The 26,292-nt window shown below is 58.8% G+C and carries 18 protein-coding genes; 6 read left to right on the top strand and 12 right to left on the bottom strand.

Translation table 11 applies throughout. The features are described 5' to 3' along the window. The first annotated feature begins 215 nt into the window (after window positions 1–215). On the top strand, window positions 216–1,382 hold the full coding sequence (locus tag BLU64_RS06010) for a pyridoxal phosphate-dependent aminotransferase (protein WP_026741477.1): 1,167 nt from the start codon (window positions 216–218) through the stop codon (window positions 1,380–1,382). 85 nt (window positions 1,383–1,467) lie between these two features. Here BLU64_RS06010 and BLU64_RS06005 read toward each other — a convergent pair whose 3' ends face one another. Beyond that, entirely contained in the window at window positions 1,468–2,484 is a 1,017-nt protein-coding gene (locus BLU64_RS06005; RefSeq protein WP_074728114.1) for an acyltransferase family protein, read from the bottom strand. A gap of 323 nt (window positions 2,485–2,807) precedes the next feature. Here BLU64_RS06005 and BLU64_RS06000 point away from each other — a divergent pair, with 323 nt between their 5' ends. Beyond that, window positions 2,808–3,959 (top strand): alanine racemase, encoded by a 1,152-nt coding sequence (locus BLU64_RS06000; protein WP_026741479.1) that lies wholly within the window; start codon window positions 2,808–2,810, stop codon window positions 3,957–3,959. Between the two features lie 45 nt (window positions 3,960–4,004). Here the strand turns inward: BLU64_RS06000 and BLU64_RS05995 are convergent, their stop codons facing one another. The 7 genes from BLU64_RS05995 to bcsR all read right to left on the bottom strand — a co-directional run bounded on the left by BLU64_RS05995 (window position 4,005) and on the right by bcsR (window position 16,267). Next, window positions 4,005–5,594 (bottom strand): EAL domain-containing protein, encoded by a 1,590-nt coding sequence (locus BLU64_RS05995; RefSeq protein WP_244888412.1) that lies wholly within the window; start codon window positions 5,592–5,594, stop codon window positions 4,005–4,007. A 242-nt stretch (window positions 5,595–5,836) separates the two neighbouring features. After that, entirely contained in the window at window positions 5,837–9,334 is a 3,498-nt protein-coding gene (gene bcsC, locus BLU64_RS05990; protein WP_026741481.1) for a cellulose synthase complex outer membrane protein BcsC, read from the bottom strand. Then, window positions 9,316–10,428: a cellulose synthase complex periplasmic endoglucanase BcsZ gene (bcsZ, locus tag BLU64_RS05985; RefSeq protein WP_026741482.1), complete on the bottom strand. Its 1,113-nt coding sequence runs from the start codon at window positions 10,426–10,428 to the stop codon at window positions 9,316–9,318. Before bcsZ ends, bcsC begins: the two co-directional genes overlap by 19 nt. Then, window positions 10,425–12,728, bottom strand: a complete 2,304-nt coding sequence (gene bcsB, locus BLU64_RS05980) for a cellulose biosynthesis cyclic di-GMP-binding regulatory protein BcsB (RefSeq protein ID WP_026741483.1) — start codon at window positions 12,726–12,728, stop codon at window positions 10,425–10,427. Before bcsB ends, bcsZ begins: the two co-directional genes overlap by 4 nt. 19 nt (window positions 12,729–12,747) lie before the next feature. After that, window positions 12,748–15,342, bottom strand: a complete 2,595-nt coding sequence (gene bcsA, locus BLU64_RS05975; RefSeq protein ID WP_074728110.1) for a UDP-forming cellulose synthase catalytic subunit — start codon at window positions 15,340–15,342, stop codon at window positions 12,748–12,750. Beyond that, window positions 15,339–16,070: a cellulose biosynthesis protein BcsQ gene (gene bcsQ, locus BLU64_RS05970; RefSeq protein ID WP_074728108.1), complete on the bottom strand. Its 732-nt coding sequence runs from the start codon at window positions 16,068–16,070 to the stop codon at window positions 15,339–15,341. Before bcsQ ends, bcsA begins: the two co-directional genes overlap by 4 nt. After that, window positions 16,061–16,267, bottom strand: coding sequence for a cellulose biosynthesis protein BcsR (bcsR, locus tag BLU64_RS05965; RefSeq protein ID WP_071999713.1), 207 nt, complete (start codon window positions 16,265–16,267; stop codon window positions 16,061–16,063). Before bcsR ends, bcsQ begins: the two co-directional genes overlap by 10 nt. Window positions 16,268–16,481: 214 nt before the next feature. Between bcsR and bcsE the strand changes: the two genes are divergently transcribed. From bcsE to bcsG, 3 genes are read left to right on the top strand one after another with little or no spacing between them, the layout of a single operon-like run. Further along, window positions 16,482–18,023, top strand: coding sequence for a cellulose biosynthesis protein BcsE (gene bcsE / locus BLU64_RS05960; protein WP_074728107.1), 1,542 nt, complete (start codon window positions 16,482–16,484; stop codon window positions 18,021–18,023). After that, on the top strand, window positions 18,020–18,205 hold the full coding sequence (locus tag BLU64_RS05955) for a cellulose biosynthesis protein BcsF (protein ID WP_026741487.1): 186 nt from the start codon (window positions 18,020–18,022) through the stop codon (window positions 18,203–18,205). Before bcsE ends, BLU64_RS05955 begins: the two co-directional genes overlap by 4 nt. 2 nt (window positions 18,206–18,207) lie before the next feature. Continuing rightward, window positions 18,208–19,869, top strand: a complete 1,662-nt coding sequence (gene bcsG / locus BLU64_RS05950; protein ID WP_026741488.1) for a cellulose biosynthesis protein BcsG — start codon at window positions 18,208–18,210, stop codon at window positions 19,867–19,869. Window positions 19,870–20,012: 143 nt separating this feature from the next. On the opposite strand, the gene BLU64_RS05945 is transcribed toward bcsG, so the two are convergent. The 3 genes from BLU64_RS05945 to BLU64_RS05935 form a co-directional block, all read right to left on the bottom strand. Then, entirely contained in the window at window positions 20,013–21,068 is a 1,056-nt protein-coding gene (locus BLU64_RS05945; RefSeq protein ID WP_074728105.1) for an NAD(P)-dependent alcohol dehydrogenase, read from the bottom strand. Between the two features lie 245 nt (window positions 21,069–21,313). Next, window positions 21,314–22,651, bottom strand: coding sequence for a hypothetical protein (locus tag BLU64_RS05940; protein ID WP_074728103.1), 1,338 nt, complete (start codon window positions 22,649–22,651; stop codon window positions 21,314–21,316). Between the two features lie 265 nt (window positions 22,652–22,916). Continuing rightward, the gene (locus tag BLU64_RS05935; RefSeq protein WP_026741490.1) at window positions 22,917–23,750 is read right to left on the bottom strand and encodes a VOC family protein; all 834 of its coding nucleotides are present in this window, start codon (window positions 23,748–23,750) and stop codon (window positions 22,917–22,919) included. 297 nt (window positions 23,751–24,047) lie between these two features. On the opposite strand from BLU64_RS05935, the gene BLU64_RS05930 reads away from it, so the two are divergent. Continuing rightward, window positions 24,048–24,722 carry a MarC family NAAT transporter gene (locus BLU64_RS05930; RefSeq protein ID WP_026741491.1) on the top strand — a complete coding sequence of 225 codons (675 nt, stop codon included), beginning with the start codon at window positions 24,048–24,050 and terminating at the stop codon, window positions 24,720–24,722. A 287-nt stretch (window positions 24,723–25,009) separates the two neighbouring features. Here BLU64_RS05930 and BLU64_RS05925 read toward each other — a convergent pair whose 3' ends face one another. After that, the gene (locus tag BLU64_RS05925; protein ID WP_026741492.1) at window positions 25,010–26,275 is read right to left on the bottom strand and encodes an SfnB family sulfur acquisition oxidoreductase; all 1,266 of its coding nucleotides are present in this window, start codon (window positions 26,273–26,275) and stop codon (window positions 25,010–25,012) included. Between the last annotated feature and the right edge of the window lie 17 nt (window positions 26,276–26,292).

Below are 26,292 nucleotides of genomic sequence, written 5' to 3'. Positions count from 1 at the left end.
GCCTTGATTAGGTGAGATGATACCGCGGGAAGACCTTGCAGGGCGCGCGTCGATGACACCTGACCGAACGGCGTAATACCAGTTTCAGGCGCCGGTTCACCTTGCCAGCCGCAAACCAGGCTTTGGCCGATTCGGCATGACGCTATCCAGTGTACGGTTGGTATAACCTTTGCTTGTGTAAAGTTGTGTATATTCACCTAAGGGACCACAGGCCTATGAGCGACATCACCCATATCAATCAAAAACGCCGCGAGATGTTTAAATATTCAGGGGCGTTACTCGGCGGTTTGGCGCTGGCAGGGTTGAACAAATCGGCGCTGGCTTCCGCTATTGCCAGCAGCAAAAGTGACAGCGGCACCACGGAGTCGGTGATTCGCATCAACTACAACGAAAACCCGCTGGGGATGTCGCCTAAGGGGCAAGAGGCGGCCCGGCTGGCTATCGCCAAAGCCAACCGCTATCCCTACAAGGAAGAGGGGCAGTTGCGGGAAAAAATCGCCGGGCTGCACGGCGTGGATAAAAGCAAGGTGCTGATGCTGCAAGGCTCCTGCGAGGGGATTCGGTCCAGCTTCGAGGCCCTGGGCACGGAGAAAACCCAGTTGGTCATCCCCGAGCTGACCTACGAGGGCGGCCCCAAGTACGCCAAGGTCATGGGGATGAATATCGTTCGGCTGCCCATGTTGCCGGGCTGGAAGTTTGATATCGAGGGGATGAAAAAAGCGGTGGCGTCCTACGGCGGTCCGACCCTCGTTTACATCGTTAATCCTAATAATCCGACCGCCACTATCACGCCTGCGGATCTGATCGAGCCGTGGATCAAAAGTAAGCCGAAGGACACGCTGTTCCTGGTGGATGAAGCCTACGCCGAGTTCGTAAACGATCGCCAATTCCGGTCGGTGGATGGGCTGATCCGTGAAGGGTATGACAACATTATCCTGCTGAAGACCTTTTCGAAGATCTTCGCGATGGCTGGGATGCGCGCGGGCTATGCGATCGGCAATCCCGCTCTTCTGACGAAGATGGCGAACTACAACACGTCCGAGTCGCTGAACTATTGCGCGATTGCGGCTGCCAGCGCTTCGCTTGATGACAAGGCTTTCATCAACTACAGCAAGAAAACCATTGATACGTCACGTCAGATTCTGATCGATACGCTGAAATCCCTGGATCTGGCGTATCTGCCGTCCGAAGCCAACTTCCTGTTCCACCGTATCAAGGTGCCGCTGGAGGGGTATCAGAAGCGCATGAAAGAACACGGCGTCTTGATTGGCCGGGCTTTTCCGCCCGCCACTGACTGGTGTCGCATTTCCATGGGAACGCCGGAAGAAATGCACGCCTTTACCAAGCTGATGCGGGAATTCAGAACGAAGGGCTGGCTGTAAGCGTTTTGTCGTGAGGCGTCAGAGGCAGCCATGAAACCGCCTCTGACGTAATAATGCTATTTCCGAACTTTGTCACCCAGGTTCACTACGCCTTGACGATGCGCTTGCTGGGAATAAGCGCGGTCAGCGGTTTTTCCACCACCCGGTAGGCAACAATCCCGAAGACTAACGAAACCAGCGTGGTCAGAATAATCACCGCCGTTTGATTGATGTCGCTCACGGCCAGCTTTTTCATCAGCATCGACAGCGTCATGGTAACGAACCCGTGCGCCAGATAAATGGAATAAGACGCATCGCCGATCAGCATTAACGCGCGGGAGGTCCATCCTTCCAAAGAACAGGCAGAAAACAGGACAACGAAAATCGGGCTGATATAAAAAATAACGGGCAGCCAGGTGGGTTGGAATAGACGGCAAATCAGGTAAAGGACCAGAACTATCGCGGATAATAAGAAACCGTTTTTCACGGTCAATCGCTCGGATACAAAGAAAATAACCATTCCCGCCAGAAAATACAGCAGAATAGGATTGGTCAATACTATGCTCGCGCCCGTATCCGCCGGGAGCCATTTCCCGATGAGAAAGGACAGCAGGAAACAGCACGAAAGGGTCAGCAATATACGGTTTTTCCTACCGAAGAAAATACACACCGCAAACAGGCAATAAAAAAACATTTCGTAAATCAGCGTCCACCCCTGAGACAAGATCGGGTTAATACGCCCGTCCTCGCCGATGCGCGGCAACAGCAGGTAAGAGCTGAGGATTTTGCCCATATCAAAGTGATGACTCTTTAACGCCAGCCCGGCAAACCACAGCGCCAGCAACGCGGTGGTCCAGAACCAATAGGGGGGAATCACCCGATTAAATCTGTGGATCAAAAATGTTTTCGCTTCTTGCGGCGACCAGGTCTTTTTATAGGTCGCCTTCATCATGATAAAACCGCTGATGATGAAAAAGATATAGACGCCCAACGTGCCGAGATCTTCGAGTCGGTATCCATTCTGAATACCGCCATCATAGATAGCCGTGGTGGCGTGCGCGAAAATAACCATGACGGCGGCAATACCACGCAAGTACTGTATATAACTCAGTTTTTTATTCATAGTAGTGACTGTGAAACTCCGTGGGTCGGGGCTATTTCTGAGGCTCAGAGTAGGTGAAGCTATTTTCATTCTCAACGAAATACTACGCTTTCTCACCATAAACAGAATTATCTCTATTTCCCGGCGTCGATTTCGTCGCGGATGCGTTCATCCGGTCATCACCTACCGCCGATGACCTCAGTTTTACTTTCCCCCCATCGACGGAGGAGGTATGACTAGCGGAACGTCTCTGTCGCCGACGCCAAACCGGGCGGTTTCGCGACCTGTCGAACGGGGTGTTGACCCGCTTCGTCATTTTTCTCTTCATTATCAGGAGTGTTGCCATGCGCCAGAATCGGGGATCGGATTACCTGCGGCCCTACCGCGACGATAGGTTGACGCCTTATATCGAGATCGACGATCGGCGTCTGCAGCGGAATCTGCGGCAGATGCAGTTGAAAGCGGATGAGGCGGGCGTGAGCCTGCGACCCCATGTTAAAACGCACAAGAGCGTCGTGATCGCGCGTCGGCAGATCGCGGCGGGCGCCGTGGGGATCACGGTATCCAAACCGAGCGAAGGCGTCGCCTTTATCGAAGGCGGCATTGAAGATGTGTTGCTGGCTTATCCGGTGATTATCCCCGAGAGCATTCGCGAGCTGCTGGTCGTGGCGGCCTATCGCCGGGCGCAGGTGTCTTTCATCGTTGCCGAACCGCTGGGGGTAGAAGCTATCGCTCGCGCGGTGCGGGAACAAGGTCACGATCCCGTCACGGTGTTTGTGAAGGTCGATGTGGGGTTGGGGCGGGTGGGCGTCAATGCGCATAGCGAAGACGGCGTCACGCTGGCGGGGCATATCGCACGCTGTCCCGAGCTGCGGTTCGGCGGCTTGGTGTCCCATGCCGGTCATGCCTACGGCGCGTCGGACATCACCGAGATCCAGACCATCGCGAAAGACGAAGCGACGCGGCTGCGTCTGCTACAGACACGTATTCTGCAACAGGGTGCGGTCAGCCGCTGCGCGCTCTCCACCGGGGCGACGCCGACGGCGCTGGGTGCGCCGATCTCACCCGGGACGGATGAGGTTCGACCGGGCAACTACGCGCTGCTCGATTTAACGGCGATTCGACTCGGACTGTGCCAACCGGACGATCTGGCGATGAGCGTCGTGGCGCGGGTGGTGGCCATCAACGACCGCTATGCGATTATCGATGCCGGTTCAAAAGCGCTGACGTCCGATCGCGGGCCTCATGGCACGGGCGCGGGTCATTGGGGGATTGCCATTAGCGAACACCTGCCGTTGGCCTATAAGGTGGAGAAACTCTCCGAAGAGCACGGTTTTGTCCCGCATCAGGGGCAGCCGCCGCGTTTGGGCAGCCTGATACGGGTCTTTCCCAATCACGCCTGCGCGGTAATGGCGCAGTTCAACAGCTGGGTGTTGCGCGGGGAGGATGATGCGGGACAGGTGATGCAGACGGAAGGACGGGGCTGTTTCCTGTAGCAGAAGAAAGCGGATGGCGGCGCGGGCATCGCGTTATGAGCGCGGTTACGCCGTCTCGGTCTTCGGTGCGGGGACGAATTTTTGCTGGCCTTGCTCTTTCAACCACGCCATTAGCGCTTCGCTGCTCATCGGGCGAGCATAAAGATATCCCTGCATCAGTTGCACGCCGCACCGTTTGAGGTAGTCGTATTCATAGGCGGAGTTGACTCCTTCGGCCACCATTCTGAGCGCCAGACGGTGGCTGAGATTAATAATGGCATCCAGCACCGGCGTATCCCGGTTCGCGGATTCGATTGTGCCGATGAAGCCTTTGTCTATCTTAAGATAGTCCAGCGGAAACATTTGCAGGTAGGACAGGGAGCAGTGGCCCGTCCCGAAATCGTCCACCGCGATTAAAATGCCCTCGCTCCGAAGCTGCGTCAGCTTCGCCACCACGTCTTGCATATCGCTGATCAGACTGCGCTCCGTGAGTTCCAGCGTAAGCTGAACGCGTTGGGACCGCAGCGTTTTCGCCAACTGTCTGATATCGCTAACGAAGTTAGGATGATGAATGTGCGCCGCGGCGACGTTGATCCCCAGCCGAAAATCCTGTGGCAATTTCCACTGGCTCACGTCGGCGACCAGCAGTTTAAACAGGTGATGCGTCAGCGGAATAATCAGCCCCTCGTTCTCGGCGGAGGGAATGAAAATGTCGGGACTGATGGTACGGCCACCCGGTCTAAACCAGCGCAGCAGCGCTTCAGCGCCGATACAACGCTCGGTTTTTATGTCGTACAACGGCTGGTAGTGCACCGAAAATTCATTGGATTGCATCCCTTTGCGCAGCTCATCGCGCAGCGACATCTTGCGCTTTTTCCAGGATCGCACGATGTAGATGAAGGTCAGCGACAGAAACAGCGATAGGGGTAGGAACGTCAGGAAATCATTGACCCAGTCTTGCTGGATCTCTTCCGGCTGGACCTCGGCGCTGACGACGATCGGATACCGCTTGGACGCGCGTTCGTGAAACAACGGCGAGATAAACCAATGCGGGGTTTGACTCTTGTCGCCTTCCTCGACACGAAAACCGCCGTTGAACTGGACGGCGAGATAATAGGGGCGGGCGTTATTGATGGCGCTCATGAAGTCGAGCAGATATTGACCGTCGACCACCACAAATGCGCCGTAGGTCGGCGAAAATTGTCGGGTAAAAATGATGGCGGGGCGGGAGGCCACGCCATGCGTACGCGGCACCGATATGCTCCACATTTCGGGCTGTACCGCCGGTAACGGATACTGGATGATCTGCGTCAGCGGGACGACCCGATCGCCGGAGACGGAGGAGCAGTACATATCCTGCCCGCGCAGCAGCCCCAGCGAGCGGAAATAGGCGGAGAGCGTGCCTTGCCTTATCAGATCGTTGAGTACCGAATCACACGACTTCCCCTCCAAAGGCGCCAGCTTGGCCACCTGATTCCAGGCCATGCTGTTAATCGTCTCCGCCTGATGCAGAATCACCTGTGTCGTCGCTTCCAGATCGCGCCTCACGTCCTGTCGGGCGATGATATAGCTGAATATGATGCCGAGGAGCAGGGGAAAAATGGCGGCGGCAAGGAGCCCTGCGCTGTATTTACGAGCCTGAATGCGACTATACACGACCAAGGATGCCTCCATTCTACAGGTGATTCAGAACATGATTGCTGGGTTGAAAAGGGCGGGGGAACAGCGGGAAGCGGTTCTATACCAGACGCAATAACGCAGAAATCTTCATGCGACAAGTGTAGCACCCGCTGTCACGCTGCGGGAAAAAGTTGTTGAGGCCTATAGGGAGGAATGACCTGCCAAACGGCAGGTCGGAGAGGGGCAACGCCAGCGCGGAGACCGCGCCGAAAAAGAGGCTATTTGAAATCCGCGTAAGGCGTCATCGGCTGAATCGGCATAGCCATATCGCCTTGCCAGCCCGCGTTCGAATAGCGCAAGTAGAGAAGTACATGGCTGGGCGTATAATCCTTGGCTTTCTGAATATCGACGCCGAGGCCCAGCATCCAATGATCCGTCAGGCGTCGCTCCACTTGTGCCTGCAAGGTGTAGCCGATCCCCTGACTGCTGCCGTTGGCCGAGGCCTGATCGCTGAAAAATCCGGGGTAGATCGGATAGCGCCGCTGACCGGTGGTTTTAGAACGAGACCATGATACTGAGCCGCCCAAATCCAACGACCAGTTATCCAAGCGCTGCCGATACGTAACCGGCACGCCGAGCGACAAATAGCGCTGTGGACTGTAATAGCCGCCCTGCCCGTAGGTGTAACCGCTGAGATCTTTCTGGTAACGCCAAAACATACTGTTGAAACCGACCGTCACGCGGCGATGATCTTCGTTGATCAGCTTATAGTAGTATCCCCCCATCAAGCGTTGTCGCTGATTTTCGGCGACATTTTTACCGTCGATGCGATGCGCGCTGATGTCTCCCCACAGACCCTGATCGCCGCCGTGATCGTAGCTCAGACCGATCGAGCCTCCCGTCGCCACGACGCCGCCCCAGGTGTTGCTGTTGCCGACGCCTGGGTTCCGCGCGCCGGCGAACGCCAGCAGCGAGCTGGAGATAGGACGGCGGGAAGCGGTAAGCGTCACGCCCACATTGTGGACGTCGGTTTTACGGCTGATACCGCCGACCCAGTTCAGAACGCGAAAACCAATCGGCGTCGTTCCCACATCCGCAGTCCAGTCCTGATTGCGCCAGCCTGCGCCCAGCGCTACACCTTCCGCGCGCTGCGTCAGATCGCGGCTGCATCCGGAGTCCGCGCAGGTGCCGAACAGGCTGGTATGCGTGCCGTTGGCGGTGCTGAATTGCCCTGCGGAGACGGCGACGTGGTCTACGCGCAGGAATCCCCGCCCGTCGGCAACCGGCGTTTCCCCTTGCAGCATGGTGGTATGCGCGGTGAAGTCGGACTGACCGCCGGTCCCCTTGTTGCGCGAATAATCCTGCGCCATCGACAGCGTGCTGTCCTGCTGGCGATAGAGCGAGGCGGCGTCGGCACGCACCGAGCGCTGTAGCCAGCTGTCTTGCGGGCGCAGGCGAGTCAAGGCGGTGAGGGCGGCGTTATCGCTCGGCGGGGCCGAGGTGATGCCGCTGTCGACCATGGCCTGACGATAGTCCTCCAGCGCCTCGTCGGGATGCCCTTGTTGGCGGGCGAGACTGGCGGCGTCACGGTAAACCCGCGCGCCGTCCGGGGAGGGCGGCGTCTGCGCGGCGCGGCGCTTCAACTGCGTATACAGTAATTCGGCCCGCTGTGGTTCACCCAGTCGCCACCACAGATTGGCGGTACGCCTGCCTTGATCCAGCGAGGGGGCGACGGGACTCGCCGACAACGCGTTCAGCGTCGCCTGCGCTTCCTGTCCACGGCCCAGAGCGGCGAGCGCTTCTGCCTGACCGATGCGCGCGTCGCTATTGAACCGGTCTTGCGTCAGTACGTGCTGATACCCGGTTAGCGCCGTATTCGCCTCTCCTTGCTCCAGCGCCCAGTCGGCCTGCACGATGTCGCGGCGCGGCGTGTCGGGCAGCGTGGACAACAGGCTGTGCGCCTGCGCATCCAGTCCGGCGGCGTGCAGCGCATAGGCGCGGGTATAAATCTCTTCCTGTTGCAGGCGGTTCATCAAATCCTGCAGGCTCTGCTCACGACGAGCTTCCGGCACGCTGTTCAGCAGCGCTAACGCGCGATGTGCCCGATCGCTGCCGGACAGATAGAGACTGTAGGCGTAAAGACGGGTGGCGTCGTGCGGTTGCTGGCGCGACATCGCCTCCATTTCACGGTCGGCTTCCTGCGGCTGTCCGGCGGCGCGCAGCGCGGTGGCCAGGCGGTAGTGCAGCCAGACATCATTCGGCGCGAAGCCCATCGCCTCGCGGTACTTCTCGACCGCCAGCGTCCAGCGGGACTGAGCGGCCAGTCGGTCGGCGTCGGCCCGCAGCGTGTCGCTGCGCAGCGCGTTGAGGGTGGCGAGCAGGGCGTGTTTCTGCGCGGGCGTGAGTCCGTTTTCGATAAACGCCATCGCCTTCTGCGGCGATTCCTGCTGGTAGAGCGTCACCAGCCGCCGCGCCGCCGTAGCGTTGCTGTCCATCTGTAACGCCTGACGGTATAGCTGTTCCGCCGCGCTGGGATGATGGCGAGCCAGCGCTACGTCGCCAAGCCCGATCACCGCATCGCTATCGCCGTCATCCAGTGAACGCGCCTGCCGGTACTGTCGCTCGGCGGTGTCAAGATCCCGCGCGGCGAGCGCGCTGTCTCCGCCATCAAGAGCCAGCCAGTAGCGAGTGGATTGCAGCAGGCTTCGCCATTTGGCGACCTTAAGGCTCATGCTGTCGGCCTGGATAGCCTGCTCAAAATAGCGGACCGCGGCGGCGCGCTGATTGCTGCGCGCCAGCGCCTGTCCCATCGCCCCCAGCACTTCGGCATCGTTAGGATTAGCGCGCAGCGCCTTCTGTAGCGCGGGGATGGCCGTGGCGCCTTCACCTCGCGCGATGCGGGTCAGGCTGGCGGCCCGCTGTTGAAACACCGGGTCGGCCAGTAGCTTCAGCTGATGATCCAGCTCCTGCCGCCCGTTTTCGTATCCATCGCCGGAAGTGAACGTTGTCAGGTAGTCGCGCAACTGCGCCACGCTGTCGTCGGTAATCGGATCGGCTTTAATGTACTTAAGCCACAGCTCGGCGGCGTCATCGCGCCCACGGGCATCGCCGGCCAACGTCCGAATCGTGGCGACGGCTTGCGGCACATCGTCCCGCGTAAACAGCATCCGGGCAATCTGCATCCGTACGCTGACATTGCCGGGGTATTGTCGATCAATAGCCTGTAGCTGTCTTAGGGCCAGCGCTTCCTGACCGGGAATGCGTGCGACCAGCCGCCAGTATTCATACTCGGTATCCACGGTGGGATAAACGCCGTTGAATAGCGCGTCGTAGGCCGCGCGCGCCTCCACCAACCGACCCGAGGCCGCCAGCAGTCGGGCCTCTTGCCACTGCTGACGGCCTTCTGCCGTCGCCAGCATCATACTGACCGCGGACTCACGGGCGGCCGCGGAGTTCGGCGCCTCGGCGTTCAGCCGGTCCATGTAACTCTGTGCCTTGTCTCTATCGCTCTGCATCAGCGCGTGCCGCAACAGGGCGGCGAGGACGTCCGGGTTATCGGGCGCGATATTTTCCAGCCGATAGAGCGACTGCTTCACCAGCTCCAGTTGGTGGGTGGTTTCCCCCATCCGAACCTGTTGCAGCAGCCAGCTGACGGGCAAAATGCCGCGTTGGTGATCCGTAACGGGCGCAGAGACGGCGGATACGGCGGGCGCGGCAGAGAGTCCGGCGAGGGCAGGCAGCATGAATCGCAGCCAGTTTATCTTGATGTTACGCATGTTTCTTTCCAGGCGGGGATGACATCGCCGTGTGGCGAAAAGCGGAAAAAGTGGCTGTCCCAACCGGTGCCGAACAGGGTCAGAACGGTGCGGTAATAGGCCTTTTCGCTAAAAGGGGAATTCCACGCTCTTTGGCGTTGGTCGGACAGGGCGGGTGAGTGCTGGAGCAGCGGCAGCAGCGCGGCGGAAAAGCCGACGTTGCCGAGGGGATCGCCGGCGGCATAACTGACGTTGACGCGTTCCGGCGGCGCGCCGTGGGCTTCCACATAGCGCACCATCGGCATAAACGCCTGCAACAGCGGCGTCTTGTCCGGATCGCCATCCTCCAGCATTCCGGCCCAGAGATAGACCCGAATGGCGTTATAGCTGCCGATCGGGCCTTTGGTCTCATCGAAATGCCAGCCCGCTCCCGACGTCCAGACGATCCAATCCGGCGAGAATCCGCGCGGCGCGGTATCGATCAACAGCTTGATTGTCGTGCGATGCAGGCGAGACCAGAGCCTGGATTGCTCGGCGAAGCTGGCCAGCAACGGCGGCGGCAGATAGCTTGGATTCACCGTCCAGCTTGTCTGGGACGCAAAACCATGTTTGCCCGGCAGCAGTACCGGACCAAGATCGGGGATCTCGGCCGTTTCTTCCCGGGCGATGCGCTGGAGCAGCAGGGTGCCCATGACCTGATAAGTGCGGCTTTGCCACAGCTTTCCGGCCTGTAACAGCGAATAGGCGATCCACAGGTCGGCGTCTGCCGCGGAGTTATCGTCCAACAGCGTCTCGCGACCGGTCGCGGCATCGCGTCCCCACAGCCAACCGGGGAGGCGCAGCGTCAGATCGCCGTTCGCCAGATGGGTTTCCGTCCAGGTCAGTATGCGGTCGAAGCTGTCGCGGTCATTCGCCGCCAGGGCGAAAAACAGCGCGTAGCTTTGTCCTTCGGAGGTGGTGATGGGATCGCCCTCGTTAGGATCGATGACCTGACCGTCGGCGCTGATATAGGCCTGCCGGAACTGCTCCCACTGCGGCCAGCGGCACTCTGCGGTTGTGACGCTGCTGAACCACAGCGCCAGCAAACCACAGCAGTAAACGGTCAGCCGTTTCACAGCGAGGCGTCCTCGTCGTCGAGGCGACGATGACTGATACGGCGCATGAGTCGCCAAGTTATCAATGCCAACAGGATAACCATGAAGATGGCGAGGGAGGCCAGCCAGACGGGATGAGACGACATCGCGCTCCAGATGCTTTCCCACCACGGCAGGTAGCCCACGAACCAGGTATCGCCCACGCGAAGGCTATTGACGCCGGACTCGCGAATAATGGAGACGGCGCCGAAGATAGCGGCGCGTTTGCCGGTATCGTTCAGCGCGTCATTCAGCAGCGCGTAGGCGCGCGGGGTATCGGCCAGCAGCGCGACGACGCTGCGCTGATCGTGGTAAGGGGACTGGAAACTGACGATAGCGGCCATCGGTCCCTCGGACACGATGGTGGTCTGGCTTTCAGCCTTACGCTCGGAGGCGGCGACCGACGTATCCAACGCCATTTGACGCAGCGGCTTCTTCACCCAGCTTTTGGTGGCGTCCACCAGCAGATTCACGTCGTGACCTTCGCGCAGATTGTCCGGCAGTCCGCCGATCATCAGCAGATCCACGTCCTGGTTTTCAGCCTGCTCCCAGTCGTCTGCAATGCGAACGTTGAGGGCCGGGAAGCCGGTCTGTGCGCCGATGTTGCCCATCACGTTAAGCAGCGTACTGATTTGGGCCGGCTGCGGGTGCGCGTTCACCAGCAGCAGCGTCTGCGACAGGTCCGCATGGCGGCTGAACGGGAAGCCGGCGTTAGCGAAGGCGCGCAGCGACGGCATTTCCAGATAGTGGCGATAGCCGGAGAAGTCGACGGTCGAGTCGCCGTCGATCACTACGTGGTTGGCGACCGGCATCACGGTTTCGCAGCGCTCTTCCTGAATGCCGCCGATCTGGTGGGCGGCGTAGTCGAAGTCAAAACGCAGCTGGTTCGCCGCCCCAAGGCGCAGCGCGGGCAGCGTCACCGCCGTATTGGTGTCCTGCTGTCCCTGAATCAGCGGGACGTGCAGTAGCCACTGGCCGCTGCTGTTTTTCGTCGTCAACGGCACGTCCTGCACAAACTGATTGTTCAGGTTCACGGCCAGGCGAGAGCCGTCATTCTGGCGCGGCGAGGTGTAGCGGTACATCACATTCATATCGATGCTGCGCTCGCGCACCAGATACAGATCCGGCGGCAGTCTCAGCAGCAGGGAGATCGGCGAAGGCTGCAACCCGTCCGACTGAAATTGCGCGTCATACTGCTGTAGCTCGGAGAAATGGGTCGGGCGGTCGGTATGCGCCCAGTTCGGCGCGTCGTAAGGAAGACGCGGCGCTAACTGACGGACGTTGTCGATGGTGGCGGACTGGCCGCGCAGCAGGACATCGCCCTGAGCGATCCCCTGAACGGCGGTGATTAGATCGCTGTCGTCCCGGCCCAGCACCAGCAGCATTTTGTTGTACGGATCGTCCGGCTGGCTGAGGATCTCCACGGTGGGTTTGTCGACCAGCGGATAATCTTTGAGGAAGTCCGGGCGGTGCGCGTTGGTGGCGAATACGACGGCGTGCTGATGCGACGGCAGCTGGTTATACAGCACCGGGAAACGTTGTCCGCGCCAATCGGCTTTGACGCCGAACCAGGACGCCAATATGGCCGCGGCGCGCTGTTCGGTCGTCGAAGGGCGGGCGGAGAAGACCACCGGTAGCTGAAGCGGCTGAGTGTCGCGGCTGTCGAAGAATGGCTCCGGAAAGTGAGAGAGATCGTTCTTGAGCGGCAGCTTTTGCAATGTCAGTTTCATCGCGCTGTCCTGACCTACCGCCATCCAGATCGCCGTGTTGGTGGTGTTTTCGCACTGGTTGCTGTAATGGCCCACCAGCGACAGCCGGACGCGGTTGAAATCGGTAATAAAACGCGGGTCCAGCGCCAGCTGGGTCTGGTTATTCTTACCCAGTTGTTCGGCCGTGATGGGCACAACGCCTACCAGCGCGTCGTTGAGATATACCTGTAGGTGCGACTGTGAGGGCAGTAGTGCGGGCGACGGTCGATAGCTCAGTTGCAGTACGGCCCGGGTGACCAGCTCATCGCTGCGCACGCCGAATTCTATCTGACCGTCGGGACGCATCCCTTGCAGTTGGAAGCTGCCCGGAGGGGGAGCCAGACGACTGAACGGCAGCAGGATGTCGCGCAGCGGGGCCGAAGCCTCCGTCTGCTCGGACATGCTCTGCGGCGCGACATTATCGATGGCGGCAACCGTATCCGCCGGGGCGGCTTGCTCGGAGAGCACGTCCGCATGAGTGATTGGAGAGAGTCCAAATAGTATAAAAGTGAACCAACGTAATCTTCTTGTCATTGTGTCATCATCATTGTGGTCATGCCTTCTGGCCGGACGTGCCGGCAGAGTTGATCCTGACCTGTTGGGGAAAAAATGAAGCCATCCAGGCGACGAACGTCGTCAGTATCATGAACAGCCGCCGTAATCGGGGCGGTCCGTACTCGGCCAGACGTAAGTAACCTTTGAAACCCAGCACGGTGATATCCGCGAGGCTATGCAGGGGTTTGTCCTGAGGGAAGCTGTCCTGCCACAGCGCCCAGGTGTCGGCGCGAGCAAACGTGCATTGAATGAAGTCGACCTGCTGCTCGGTCGTCAGATTGTGCAGCCGAATTCCGGCTGCGCGTCCGAGAGTGCGTTGGACATAACAAGGGAAATAGAACTCCTGACCGTCTCGTTGCAGTATCAGAAACACCTTTTCTTTCGCGCGCAGCGCAAGTTCTTCCCGCAGCTCTACGCCGACGCCGCCGTCTGAGTAATCGCGCAGCGTGCAGGGCAGCATATGGCCGTTTTCCCGCGCCAGCGCGGCGGGCATATTGATGTCTACACGGTGCGACTCGCGCAACTGCCTGGCTTCGACCGCGACGGAAACGGCGCCGCCGAGGATCACCATGTTGTACAGCACCCAGATCAGGCTGATGACCACCGTCAGCACCTCGTGCTGCGGACCGCAGTACAGCCGCCAGAACCCCATGACCAGCCCTGCCAGATTCAGCAGCACCAGCATGACGTAAGGGCGGGTGATCACCCAGTCGAGGTGTTTCTGGGGCACCAAACCGCCTTTGGCCGTCACGTTGAACGTGCCCTTGTTGGGATTGAACAGTGCGACGGTGGTGGGCCGGGCGATATACCAGGCCAACACGGTTTCATATACCTCGCTCCAGAACGAGTGACGATAGCGTCCCTGAATGCGGGAGTTGGTCAGACTGGTATGCAGCATGTGCGGCAGTACGTAAATGGCGATGGCCAATGCTGGCGCAAAAATGATGTAGGCATGGCACAGCAGGAAAGCCAGCGGGGCCAACAGGAAGATCAGTCGCGGGATGCCGGAGAGAAAGTGCAGCATGGCGTTGGCATAGCACAGCCGCTGCATGAAGGTCAGCCCTTTCCCCATCAGCGGGTTGTCCAGACGAAAAATCTGTACCATGCCGCGCGCCCAGCGGATGCGCTGGCCAATATGCGCGGACAGGCTCTCCGTCGCCAGCCCGGCCGCCTGCGGGATGCGGATATAGGCCGACGAGTAGCCCAGTCGGTGCAGACGCAGCGAGGTGTGCGCATCTTCCGTGACGGTTTCGACGGCGATGCCGCCTATCTCATCCAGCGCACTGCGGCGGATGATGGCGCAGGAGCCGCAGAAAAACGTGGCGTCCCAGACGTCGTTGCCGTCTTGCACCAGTCCGTAGAATAGGGTGCCTTCGTTTGGCGTACGCCGGAAACGGCCCAGATTGCGCTCGAACGGGTCCGGCGAGAAGAAGTGATGCGGCGTTTGCAACATCGCCATCTTCGGGTCTTTCAGGAACCAGCCCATCGTCATCTGCAGGAAGGAACGCGCCGGCACATGGTCGCAGTCGAAAATGGTGACGTATTCGCTATTGCAGGCGGTGCGCAGGGCGTGGTTGATGTTGCCGGCTTTGGCGTGTTCGTGAGTGGTGCGCGCGATATAGCGAACGCCGATGCTGTCGGCGAACTCGCGAAACTCCGGTCGGTCGCCGTCATCCAGTACGTAGATGGTCAACTTGTCCTGCGGCCAGTCGATGCCCAGCGCGGCATAGAGCGTGGGTTTGACGACGCTGAGCGGTTCATTGTAGGTGGGGATCAGTAGATCGACCGTCGGCCAGACCCCAGGATCGTCGGGCAGGGCGACCGGCTGGCGGTGCAGCGGCCACAGCGTCTGAAAATAGCCCAGAACCAATACGCCCCAGGCGTAGGTTTCGGCGACGACCAGCAGCAGTCCGAAGACCAGACTCACCGGGTCGTCCCAGTTGAGCGTCGAACTATAGCGCCACCAGAGATAACGGCAGGAGACGGTCAGCGACAGCATGATCAGCATGATGGTCGGCAAACGGCCAGGCAGCCGACGCACTACCATCGCCATGCCCCACAGCAACAGGACGAAAATAAACTGGGTGGCGATATCAAACGGCTGCGAGATGCAGAGCAGTCCCAGCAGCCCGACGAGGATTGCGCAGCCGATGAGAGTGAGCCGTCGCAGCCAGAGCGGCAGCCGACTGACCTGGCGCTCGGCTCGCGCAGGGAGCCTGCGCTGGAAAGCGCGTTCCGGCAGGCCGTCAAACCAACGGTAGAGACGCCGACGGCCGTTCAGCAGCCAGCTGAACGAAGAACGCCGGGCGTCGTTGGGGAAAACCAGCAGCAGCCAGGCCAGTTGCAGCAGATAACGCAGCGCGTCCAGCGGTCGCGGTCGCTGAGAGGCGATATGTGGAAACAGCTGATGCCGTTCGGCGATAATGCGCTGCCAGGCGGGGGTTTCCAGACGACAGAAAGTCCACGCCAGCACCACCCACAGACACTGCAAGCACGCCGTCGGGCCTGACACGCCTCTGTGACGATAGCTGTGGTAGCGGCGCTGTAGCGCCTGATGAATCGGCGGACAGAGCAGCCAGCGTAGTAGATTCATGCTTTTCGCTCCGTCACGTTCAATTGCAGCCAGGTCGCCAGCGTCGCCACCTCCTCCGACGCCAGACTGGATGGGCGATACTCTCCAACGGGCTGCTTCATCATCATCGCTTCGGAAAGGGCTTCATCCTGATGGACGATGACCGGAAGCAGCGATTGCAGCGTGCTGCTCCACAGCTGGTGCAGATCCCGCTGTACGGCGCTGTTGACGTTGAACCGGTTAATAAGATACAGGTTGTTGGCGTCGACGGGGTCGCGATTCAGACGCAGGTGGCAGTTGGCGTCCGGCGTGATCACGCGGATCACCCGGTCTGCCGCGTGTAGCAGTTGCTGCGTTGACGGAAGCGGATGCGCCGGTACGTCCAGCAGAATCCAACGGTAGTCCTGACGCAGGCCCTTCAGGCGATCGTCGATCCAGGGCTGAAGGAAATCCGACGACGTCTGATAGCGCATCTGCTCGTCGGCGTCCAAGCGGCCGAACGGGATGAAGTCGAGGCCGGAGAGATAGCGCAGGGCGTTTTCCCGCCAGTCACCATCGTCCAGCGTTGCGCGCATCCAGCCGTCGCAGTAGGACACCGGCGTGTTGAATTGGGTACCAAGCTGGTTGGCGGGAGAAAAGTCCAACGCTATGACCGATTCACCGCTCTGGTTGATAGCCCAGGCCAGCGCGGAAGTGAGTGCGGTGGTTCCAGCGCCGCCGCGTATTCCCTGGAAAGCAATTATTGGCATGGGTCACGATTCTCTTGCTGTCTGGAATTAAATTCATGCAGTAAAGACCAGCGCGCAATAATTCTGGCCAGACGATTTTCTCTGGCAATATCGACATACCGAATAGGCGCTAATGAAAAAACTTTATTCAATATGGCAATGTCATTTTGCGGGTGTAGGCAACCCGAATTTTTATAAACGGCGTTTTCTCTTTTCATCGTCCACTGATGGTTATCATTTTATAATTGATTAAGAATAAAGCTTTTGGCTTAATTATAATTATCGGATTAATCTGCATTGTGAGCTAAAGGGTGGTTCGTTGCCATAATTAATGGGATAAAAGGTAATCATTGTTGAGTATATTACATTTAATTTAAAATTAACGACAAGTGATAACGTCGTTTTTGTTCTCTCTATTATAAAAAACAACCTATGAAATATTTTTCTACGTTAGGAATAGAACAACTGCCGGATGAATTAATGCTGATTCAACCGGCAGGGTGTTATTGGATTACGGTTCAACGGCAGGAAGATGCTATTGCACTGGCGCGGCAGGTCATGAGCGCCCAGTCAGCGGTGACGCTGCTCAGCTCAGCCACCGCGCCGCAGGAGCTGCTGACTCCGCCGCTGACTTCAGGGCCGAATCGTATTCCGATGTATTCATTACCGCAAACCAACAGAGCATTATTGAAGTTGGATAAAGATTTTTTACGTCTATTTTCATCCTCCTCTACTCCTCGCTTGGTTTTGTTTTATACCGAGGTTAGTGATTGGGATAAATTAACGTCTTCAGAATTGTCTGAGTGGTTAAAAAGAGTAAAAAGTGTATTAAAAAGGAAAAAGATTTCATTGCTAATTATTACTTACGGAAGAAAAATAATCTCCCTCAGTGATCATCTGCATGGCCTATTTTGTTATTTAAATGGTCTTTCCTGTCTCGAATATCCAAAAGATAATTGGAAATACAGAATACATTGGTGGTATAACGCTACGCGATTACTGGCAGACCGACAGTTAGCGTTAAATTTTGAGCAAAATCGCTTTTCGTTGATGAAAAAAGAAGAGCAAAACGCGCCATTAACCTTAAATGACGAACATATTTTTATTGCCGAACGCAGCGTATTGGAAGGGGCGCCCCCATTATCGGACCAGTGGCAATTACATGACGGCAACGAGCGGGTTTATGCACAGGCCGAAGGGGCCGATTCCGCGACGGTGATCTTCAGCCTCAGCCACAACGATCAGACCGGCGGGCTGGCTCGCCATATCCACCGACTGCGCAGCCTTCGCGGCCCCGGACTGAAGATTGTCGTTCGCGAGATGGAGGTCGGTCAGCGTCAGAACGACGAGCGCCTGTTGCTAGCCTGCGGGGTCAATATTATCGTGCCGTTTGGCACTTCGTTGTCGCGCTTTCTGATGATGCTCGAAGGGTTGCAAGGGCAACGTTATCAACGCGACGTGCCGAAAGATTTCAGTGTACTGCGGAAGCTGCAGCAGCCGCTGCGCCAGAAAGGATTTATGGCTCTTGAAATGTTCTGTCATACGGTGACGCTGCTGATGAACGACCCGCTGCTGCCGGAAAACAGCAAAGGTGTGCTGGTGGCGTTGACACCAGTGAGCCAGTTGCGGGCGGAGCAGGCATTGACGCTGTGCAAAACCCGGCGTAACGGCGATGTGTTCACGGTGATGGATAACCGCTTATACCTTTTCCTATTTTCCTGCCATCTGCACGATCTTGAAACGGCGCTGGCGTCCATCTTCCCGTTGCCGTGCGACGAGATGTTCTCCGAGCGTCAGGTCTGGTGTGAAGATCTGCCTGTTCTGTCGGAAATCCGTCTGATGGGGGCGAGGGTTCCGCGTACGTCGGCGGCCGACGCTGCCGTACGCGTGACGAAAACTGAATCGGCACCGCCAGCGCCGCGACGGGTACCGCAACGCATCGCACTGGCGCAGGGAAAAGGAACGGACAAATGAACCTGATGGAAATCATGCATGCAGGCATTCTCTTCCTGCTGACTATTTTAGTGTTGAGAACGCTTTTTCCCCGCAGGCTGTCTGCTCGTTGGCGGGGGATTATTTATCGTTTGACGCCGTCGCGCGCGATGAAATATGTGGGAACCTGGCGGCGAAAATCTTCACAATCGGATGTGAAATAATCATGACTGAAGTAAAACAAGCGGCGTCCAATGGGGCGTCCTCCTGGAGCTGCTGGCGAGGTTTGGGCGGCTGGAATTTCTATTTCTTGCTGAAGTTCGCACTGCTGTGGTTCGGCTATCTTAACTTTCACGCGCTGGATAACCTGGTCTTTCTATGCTGGCTGGTTTTTCCGCTGCCGTCTCAGCGCCTGCGCCGCCTGCGTCAGTGGATCTCGATCCCCGTCGGGATCGCGTTGCTTTACCACGACACCTGGCTGCCGGGGATTCAAACTATTCTCAGTCAGGGAGAGCAGCTTACCGAGTTTTCGGGCGATTATCTGCTCGATCTGGCGGATCGATTCATCAATGGCCGGATGGTGGCCTGCGCGTTTGTGATGTGGGTTCTGTACCTGTTTATCGCCCAGTGGGTGCGCGTTACCGTGCTGGTGACGGCCATGTTGTGCTGGATCAATATGATCAATATTGCCGGTCCGGCGTTTTCACTGCTGCCGACGACGGCCGCCACCCCCCAAGTGGTCATCAACTCCAATGCGCCGCAGCCCGGCGCGCCCAACGCCTCTGCGGATGGACTCGACGAGAGCGCGCCGCCGACGAGCGCCAATCTGACGGCCTTTTTGTCGCGATTTTACGCGCAGGAAAAGCTGCGGGTTACGCACTTTCCTGAAACGCTCCCGGCGGATTCGCAGCCGTTTGACGTGCTGATCGTCAATATCTGCTCGCTGTCGTGGTCTGACTTGGACACGGTGCAGCTCCGTCATCATCCGCTGTGGAAACGGTTCGATATTCTGCTCGGCAACTACAATTCGGCGACGGGTTACAGCGGCCCTGCGGGCATCCGTCTGCTACGCGCCAGCTGTGGTCAGACGCCGCACAGCGAGATCTACAAGCCGACGGCGGATCACTGCTATCTATTCGAAAATCTGGAAAAACTGGGCTTCCGTCAGCAGTTAATGCTGGATCACCCCGGTAATTTCGGCAACTACCTGAAGTCCCTGCGTGAGCAGGGCGGGATCGGGGCGCCGCTGCTGTCTCAGGCGGGGATAGCGCCGGCCTATACCTCTTTCGATGGCACGCCGGTATTCAACGACGCGCAGCTGATGCAACGCTGGGCTGATGACCGCCAGCAGAGTAATGAGACGCGCAGCGCGACCTTCGTCAACATGATCCCGCTGCATGACGGCACGCGCGAACTGGGGACGACGCGATCCGCGCCGTATCAGCCGCGAGCGCAGCAGATGTTCGATCAGTTGGAAGCCTTTATGCGCCAGCTCGATGAGTCGGGACGGAGGGTGATGGTGATCGTCGTGCCGGAACACGGCGCGGCGCTGGCGGGCGACAAGATGCAGATGTCCGGTCTGAGGGATATCCCGAGCCCCAGTATCACGCATGTGCCGGTGGGCATTCTGTTCGCTGGGATGAAAGCGCCGCATCAGGAGCAGCCGCTGCGCGTCGATGCGCCGACCAGTATGCTGGCGCTGTCCGAGCTGATTTCCCGCGTGGTAGATGGCCAGGTGTTTAACGCGGCCAACGTCAATATGTCTGTCCTGACCGACAATCTGCCGAAGACGCCGGTAGTGTCAGAAAACGACGGGGCGGTGGTCATGCGTTATCAGGGGAAAACCTGGATACGACTCAACGGCGGCGACTGGGTGAACTACCCCTGACGCTGACGACCGTGAGCGTTCTGGCGATGGCGCCGTGGATCGCTCCTCGGCGCTTTTTTTGCCTGTAATAAAAACGGCCCGCATCGCCATGAATCTCATCACGATGCGGGCTGCTGGATACGCCGAGGATTAACGCTTGATTGTCATGCCTTCAGCGAGGCCATGTCGATGACGAAGCGATATTTCACGTCGCTTTTGAGCAGCCGTTCATAGGCTTGGTTGATCTGCTGGATATCGATCACCTCGACGTCAGAGACAATGCCGTGCTTGCCGCAGAAATCGAGCATTTCCTGTGTTTCCGCAATTCCGCCGATGCAGGAGCCGGCGATGGAGCGGCGGCCTAACACCATCGGCATTGTGCTTAGCGCCGGTTCGACGTTGCCGATCAGGCCGACAAACACCAGCGTACCGTCCAATGCCAAAGTGGTCATATACGGATTCACGTCGTGCTCGTAAGGCACCGTATCAATAATCAGATCGAAGTGGTTGCTCACCGCTTCCATCTGCGTCGGATCGGATGAGAGCACGATGTGATGCGCGCCCAGACGGCGAGCGTCGGCTTCTTTGCTCTTGCTGCGGGTGAACAGCGTAACGTCCGCGCCCATCGCATGCGCCAACTTCAGCGCCATATGACCCAGACCGCCTAGCCCCACGACGGCGACTTTACTGCCTTTGGTCACGTTCCACTTGCGCAGCGGCGACCAGGTGGTGATGCCCGCGCACAGCAGCGGAGCGACGGCTTTCAGATCGATACTGTCCGGGATCCGCAGCACGAAGTCCTGCGACGCGACGATTTTTTGCGAATAGCCGCCGTAGGTCGGCAGGTGATCGTGGCGATCGTGTCCGTTGTAGGTCTGAATATTTCCCTCTTCACAGTACTGCTCCAGACCTTGCCGACAGGGCTGACATTCGCGACATGAGTCCACCATGCAGCCGATGCCCGCGAGATCGCCCGGTTTGAACTGGGTCACCTCGCTGCCGACCTCGGTGACGCGACCAACGACTTCATGGCCGGGCACCAGCGGATAAAAGCTGATTCCCCAGTCGTTGCGTGCCTGATGCAGGTCGGAATGACAGACGCCGCAGTACAAGACTTCAATGACGACATCGTCAGGTCGCGGTTCGCGGCGGGTGAACTCAAGCGGCGCCAGAGGGGCCTGGGCGGACTTAGCGGCATAACCGAGCACTTTCATGTTCATTCTCCTGTTTCATTGGGTAATGACCGTAGGGCGTAATGACCGCCGAAACGGGCGGAAGTCGGTAACGCGGACTGGCAGTGAGAAATAGCCCTTGAAGGCCGAAGGGACGGCGAGGACGATGACACAACATAAAGGCGGCGATGCCGTCCCGCGGTATGACTTCACCGTTGTTTTCCCGCCGTCAAATCCTCTGTCGTCTCTGTGTCGCACCACGCATGTTAGGAAAAATGCCCCATGCGGTTAGGTTATGGATGCGGCGCGGCGCGATGTAAATCGTTCAACCAGCCGTGAACGGCGTCAACCAGCTTGTCTGCCGAACCTTGCGCGAAGCCGGAACTGCGCGCCTCGTAGGTAAAGCGGTTGTAGCTGGCGTCATCCGGCAGGTATTTTGCCGCGCCGTCGACCATCGTCAGCACCCATGTGTGCGCAAACGGCGACTCGGCCTTGATACGTTCGCCGATCTGCGCCGCCAGCTCCGGCTGCACGCCGACCAGCGCGATATCGCCGATCCGGATCAACACCACCGGCAGTGCGACGGGGCGGCCCGGCGTGTAAGTATAGGTGGTCACCGGACCTTTGGGCGCATTTCCGGGCGAGTTCGTTTGCGACGTCACCGTGACGCTTTTTCTTTCCAGCGTCAGCGTGGGGGTGGCGGCGGCGTGAATGCCGCCGGAGACTTCAGTCGCCGCGCGACCTAATTCCGTGCCGAGTTGATCGAGCAGCGTAAAGCCCTCTTCATGGCTATCGACGCGTGTGACGCTGCCGTCGTGGTTGACGACATGCCGGTTAGCCTGACGACGAGGCGCCTGATCGCCCGCCGCGCCCACCAAAAATGCCGCTACCGGCGCGCCGCCGTGCTGTTCCACGTAGCGCGTGGCGACGCCCGCCAGATCCGACGTGATCAGTTTGCCCCCCGCTTTTAGCGTGGAGCCATCCATCACCGAAGACTGGACGGCGTAATTGATCACAACGGCCAGCGGCGCACCCCGAGCGGTGTCGATCCGCAACACGGACAACGCCGGGTCGCTATTCCCTTCTCCGTTGGCGCCGAGCCACCAGCCGAACGGCGTCGAGACGTCGCGATTAACGTTCACCCGGCTGACGCCTTCCCCGTAGCCCACCTGGGCGATGGTCATGGATTTGACCGCCGACAGTGCCGCCGAGCGTACCGCATTTAGGAGCGCCTGCTGCATCCGCGTGGACTGAGCCTGAACGTCCGGCGAGGTATGTTCATGCGGCAAAACGTGCGGCGCGGAAAAGCCGTGGCTGGCGCTGACGATCGTCTGCGCCGGGGCGACCTGCGCCACCTGCTGGAGGGCGTCCTTCATGTTGGCGATCGATTCGTCGGACAGCGACGTCTGATCCACGACGATAATGCCCAGCCGGGTCGTCCCGTCATCCAGCAGAATCACGCGTGTTGCCAGCGGATCGTGCTGCCCGACGAAACCGTCGATAGGGTAGATGTCGTCTGGGATGGCGATGTCCGCCCGGCCTGCGCCGGCGGTGAATGTCGTGGCCTGAGCCAGTTCGCAAAGCAGCATGAAGCCCATCGCCAGGGAGGCGCGCAGAAACGTTTTTTTCATCATCGGTCCATCGTATGGCCGCTCACGGCGGCGGCTATCAATCGTTGTGTGATCGTCGCCGTCCCTCGCAAAACCGCTTGACAAGGGCGGGCAACGAGGACGACGAAATTGCAAAAATTCGTCGGAAATAGCGGGGCAAACGGCGTCAGACGAGGCTCCGGATGGCATTCGCATCTGTAATCCTGACGTCACGCTCCCTCTCCTTATTTATCCGACCGCCGTCGGACGTGAGCGTTCCGTCAGTTGCCGCAGATTTTCACGGGTGTTAGGGATGAAACCTTAGCGCGAGATTAAACCCGGCTTCCGTCGGCACCAGAATGTCGTTTTCTTTCTCAACAAACGGCAGATTGCCGGCCAGCAGGCTCTGACGCGTCTGGTCAAGCGAACGGGTCTTGAAGCTCAGTGCCGTCATGCGGGGTTTACCGTTGTCATCGCTGGGCAGCGTGCCGAATTCGGCGCGGGCGGAGTCGGCACTGATAAAGCGAACCCGCGTCTCTCCTGCCTGTAAGCGTAATTCACCGTCGGCGGCGGGTGTGAACAACGCGGAGTCAAACAGTCGCCGGTAGACCGCGGCAGCGTCCTCCGGACGCTCGGCGGCGATGACGAATTCTGTGATTTCGACGACGCCGTTACGATGTTTGCGCCACTCGGGCTGCCACACGGCTTCCGGCGTCAGATGTTGGCAAAAGAAGCTGACGCCGTTCCCAATGGCGTCGGCGCGCAAACGGGCGATGCGAAAGCGCGCCTCTATCTGGCTCCCGTCTGGTAGCGTGACCGGTCGGGAAAAGGACGCGGGCGTTTCCCCGGCGAGCTGCTGCTGTTGCAGGTGCCGATAGACGGAGTCCGCGTCTGGGGTTTTCCATACCAGTCCGCTAAGGCCGAGCGGGGACTGGCAAAAGTCTTTGCCGGTTTTGGGTTCATAGCCCAGCAGTTCAAGATAGGTTTCGCCGAAGATCGCCAAATGGTTGCTGGAGCCCATCGTGTGATGACCGCGTTCGCTGAGTTGAAAGCCGAGACGACGAAACAGCGTGCTGGCTTCATCCAACTGGTCGGCGACGTTGATGATCACATGGTCGACCACGGGGGGTAATTCAGACATACACGATTCTCCCTGTGTTAAATAAGTGAATCTTGGGCAAAGCCCGCCGATGCCATTGTAACAGCGTTATTGTGCGTTATGGACGATGAGTAGTCGTCTAGATAAGCGATAACCTCTCCCGACAAGCGGCGACGAAAGACCGGTCTCCCGCGTCGTGACAGCGGGTCGCATACCGTGCGAGGGTCAGCCATGGCCGGGTCGGGTTGGACCCCTCTCTGGCGATAACGCCCTGTTCTCTGCCATTTTTCCTATGCTAGGCTGAGGTTCATTGCATCGCTGGAATTATAAGGAAGCCGTATGACCGGGATCTCTGAATTGTTTGAAGCCGTAGGGTTGGGGCTGGTGCTGCTATTGCCGTTGGTCAACCCCTTGACGTCGGTGGCGCTGCTGTTGAGCCTGTCGGGAAACATGACCCGCAAGGACATCAGCCAGCAGTCCACCAAGGCGGCGTTTTACGTCTTTTTGATCATGATGGTGGCTTTTTATGCGGGTCAGCTGGTCATGAATACCTTCGGCATTTCAATCCCGGGGTTACGGATTGCCGGCGGGTTGATTGTCGCCTTTATCGGTTTCCGCATGCTGTTTCCCCAGAAGTCGCATATCGAGACGGCATCGGCGGATCAAAAAGTGCCGGACGTGACCAAAAAGGATTCGGAAAATATCGCGTTTGTGCCGCTGGCAATGCCCGGAAGCGCAGGGCCGGGGACGATAGCGATGATCATCAGCTCAGTATCGACGCTGAAAGCCAACTCGCTCGGATTCGAACCTTGGGTGCTGGTCGTGAGTCCGGTGGTGACGTTCATTGCGGTGGCCCTCATCCTGCTGGTGTGCCTGAAAAGCGCCGGTTTTATCATGCGTTTGATTGGTAAAAGCGGCATCGACGCCGTCTCGCGCCTGATGGGCTTTCTGCTGGTTTGCATGGGGGTACAGTTCATCATCAACGGGGTGATGGAGTTGATCTCGTCCTACTAAAACCGGCGTTTTTATTCTGAGAGAGACGCCGAGGGCGCGGCCAGCGGCTATTAGATTATCGGCCGATGTGGTTTCGCCCGATGGGGTATTCCGTCATTTTGACGGGAGCTTCAACCCGTCACCATTTAACGGCTCATGACGATGACGTTTGCATCGTGAATCAGCCCAGACGAGGTCTGGGCGATACGCGACATTGGCGGCGAAACGGTTTCATTGCTCCACTTTTCAGCTCAGATCTTTCATTGACGTCCTTCTTTTCAACTATTCGTAGGTCGTGGCTTACTCGGTCAGTTCCAGGCGTGACGCGGGGGATTCACCTGGTTCAAATAGTAGTTGCCGACGTGGAAATACTTCCAGCGCACCGGGTCGTGCAGCGTGTGCGTCCGGGCGTTGCGCCAGTGGCGGTCGAGATTGTATTCGGCCAGCGTGGAGCGCGTTCCGGCCAGCTCGAACAGCTTGTTCCCGGCCAGAAGGGCAATTTCGGTGGAAAGCACTTTCGACTCGGCGGTGGCGATAGCGGCGGCGGCCACCGTTTCTTCATTTGGCGTCGCCACGGCAACGTCAATCAGTCGCCCGGCGCGCGCCAGCAGCGCTTCGGCGGCGTGCAGGCGAATAGACAAATCGCCTACGGCGGCGATGGTGAAAACATCTTCCGCTGCGGTCTCTTTATCGCTGTCGATCCAGGGGCGCGTTTTTTCCCGCACGAATGACATCGTATCGGCTATCGTGCCTCGAGCGATACCGACGTCTACGGCGGACTGAATGATCTGCGAAATCGGCCCGGAAGGGGTCGGGCGATCGAAGGCGCGCCAGGCAGGAATAACGCGTTCAATGGGGGCGCGAACATGGTCGAGTATGACGGTGCCGGAGGCGGTAGTGCGCTGGCCGAAGCTCGACCAGTTGTTGATCACCGTCAGTCCCGGCGCGTCGCGATCGAATACGACCAGATGCGGCAACCCTTCCTCGTCGATGGCGACCGTATGAACGACATGCGCGAGCAGTGCGCCGGTTGCGTAGAACTTCTCTCCGGTGACGACGACCTCCTTGCCTTCGCGTCGCAGCGTGGTTTTAAAGTCGGACACGGTGGCCCCGCCCTTTTCTGAGAAGGCGTTACCCCAGCGTATGCCCTGGAGAATCCCGGCCAGCAGCGTTTTTTTCTGATTCTCGGTGCCGTCAGTCAGCAAATGCGCTACGCCGGCCAGATGGTTCTGCGGGATCTGTCCCAGAGCCGAATCTGCCGCAGAGATAATCGCGATCACCTGCGCCACCGTGGAGTAGGAAACGCCAGCACCACCGTAGGCGCGCGGTATGGTGATGCCCCATAGCCCGCTTTGTGAAAACGTCTCCAGCTCGGCAATCGGCAAAATGCCTTCACGATCGCGGCGCGCGGCACCCTGCGCAAACTGCGCAGCCAGCCGTTCGGCGACGGCGATAGCCTCTTCATCGCTGGCGATAATATGCGCAGGCGACGTCGGGCGGGGGAGCGGCGTAAATGGTTCGGCGGAATTGACCCGGACTTCCGGCTGAGTGGCGGTCACTTCGATGGTGGACATAAGTATTTCTCCTCGCA

The sequence above is a fragment of the Lonsdalea quercina genome (assembly GCF_900107885.1).
GTDB classification, from domain to species: Bacteria; Pseudomonadota; Gammaproteobacteria; order Enterobacterales; family Enterobacteriaceae; genus Lonsdalea; species Lonsdalea quercina.
This window is presented reverse-complemented; position numbering and strand designations above follow the sequence as displayed.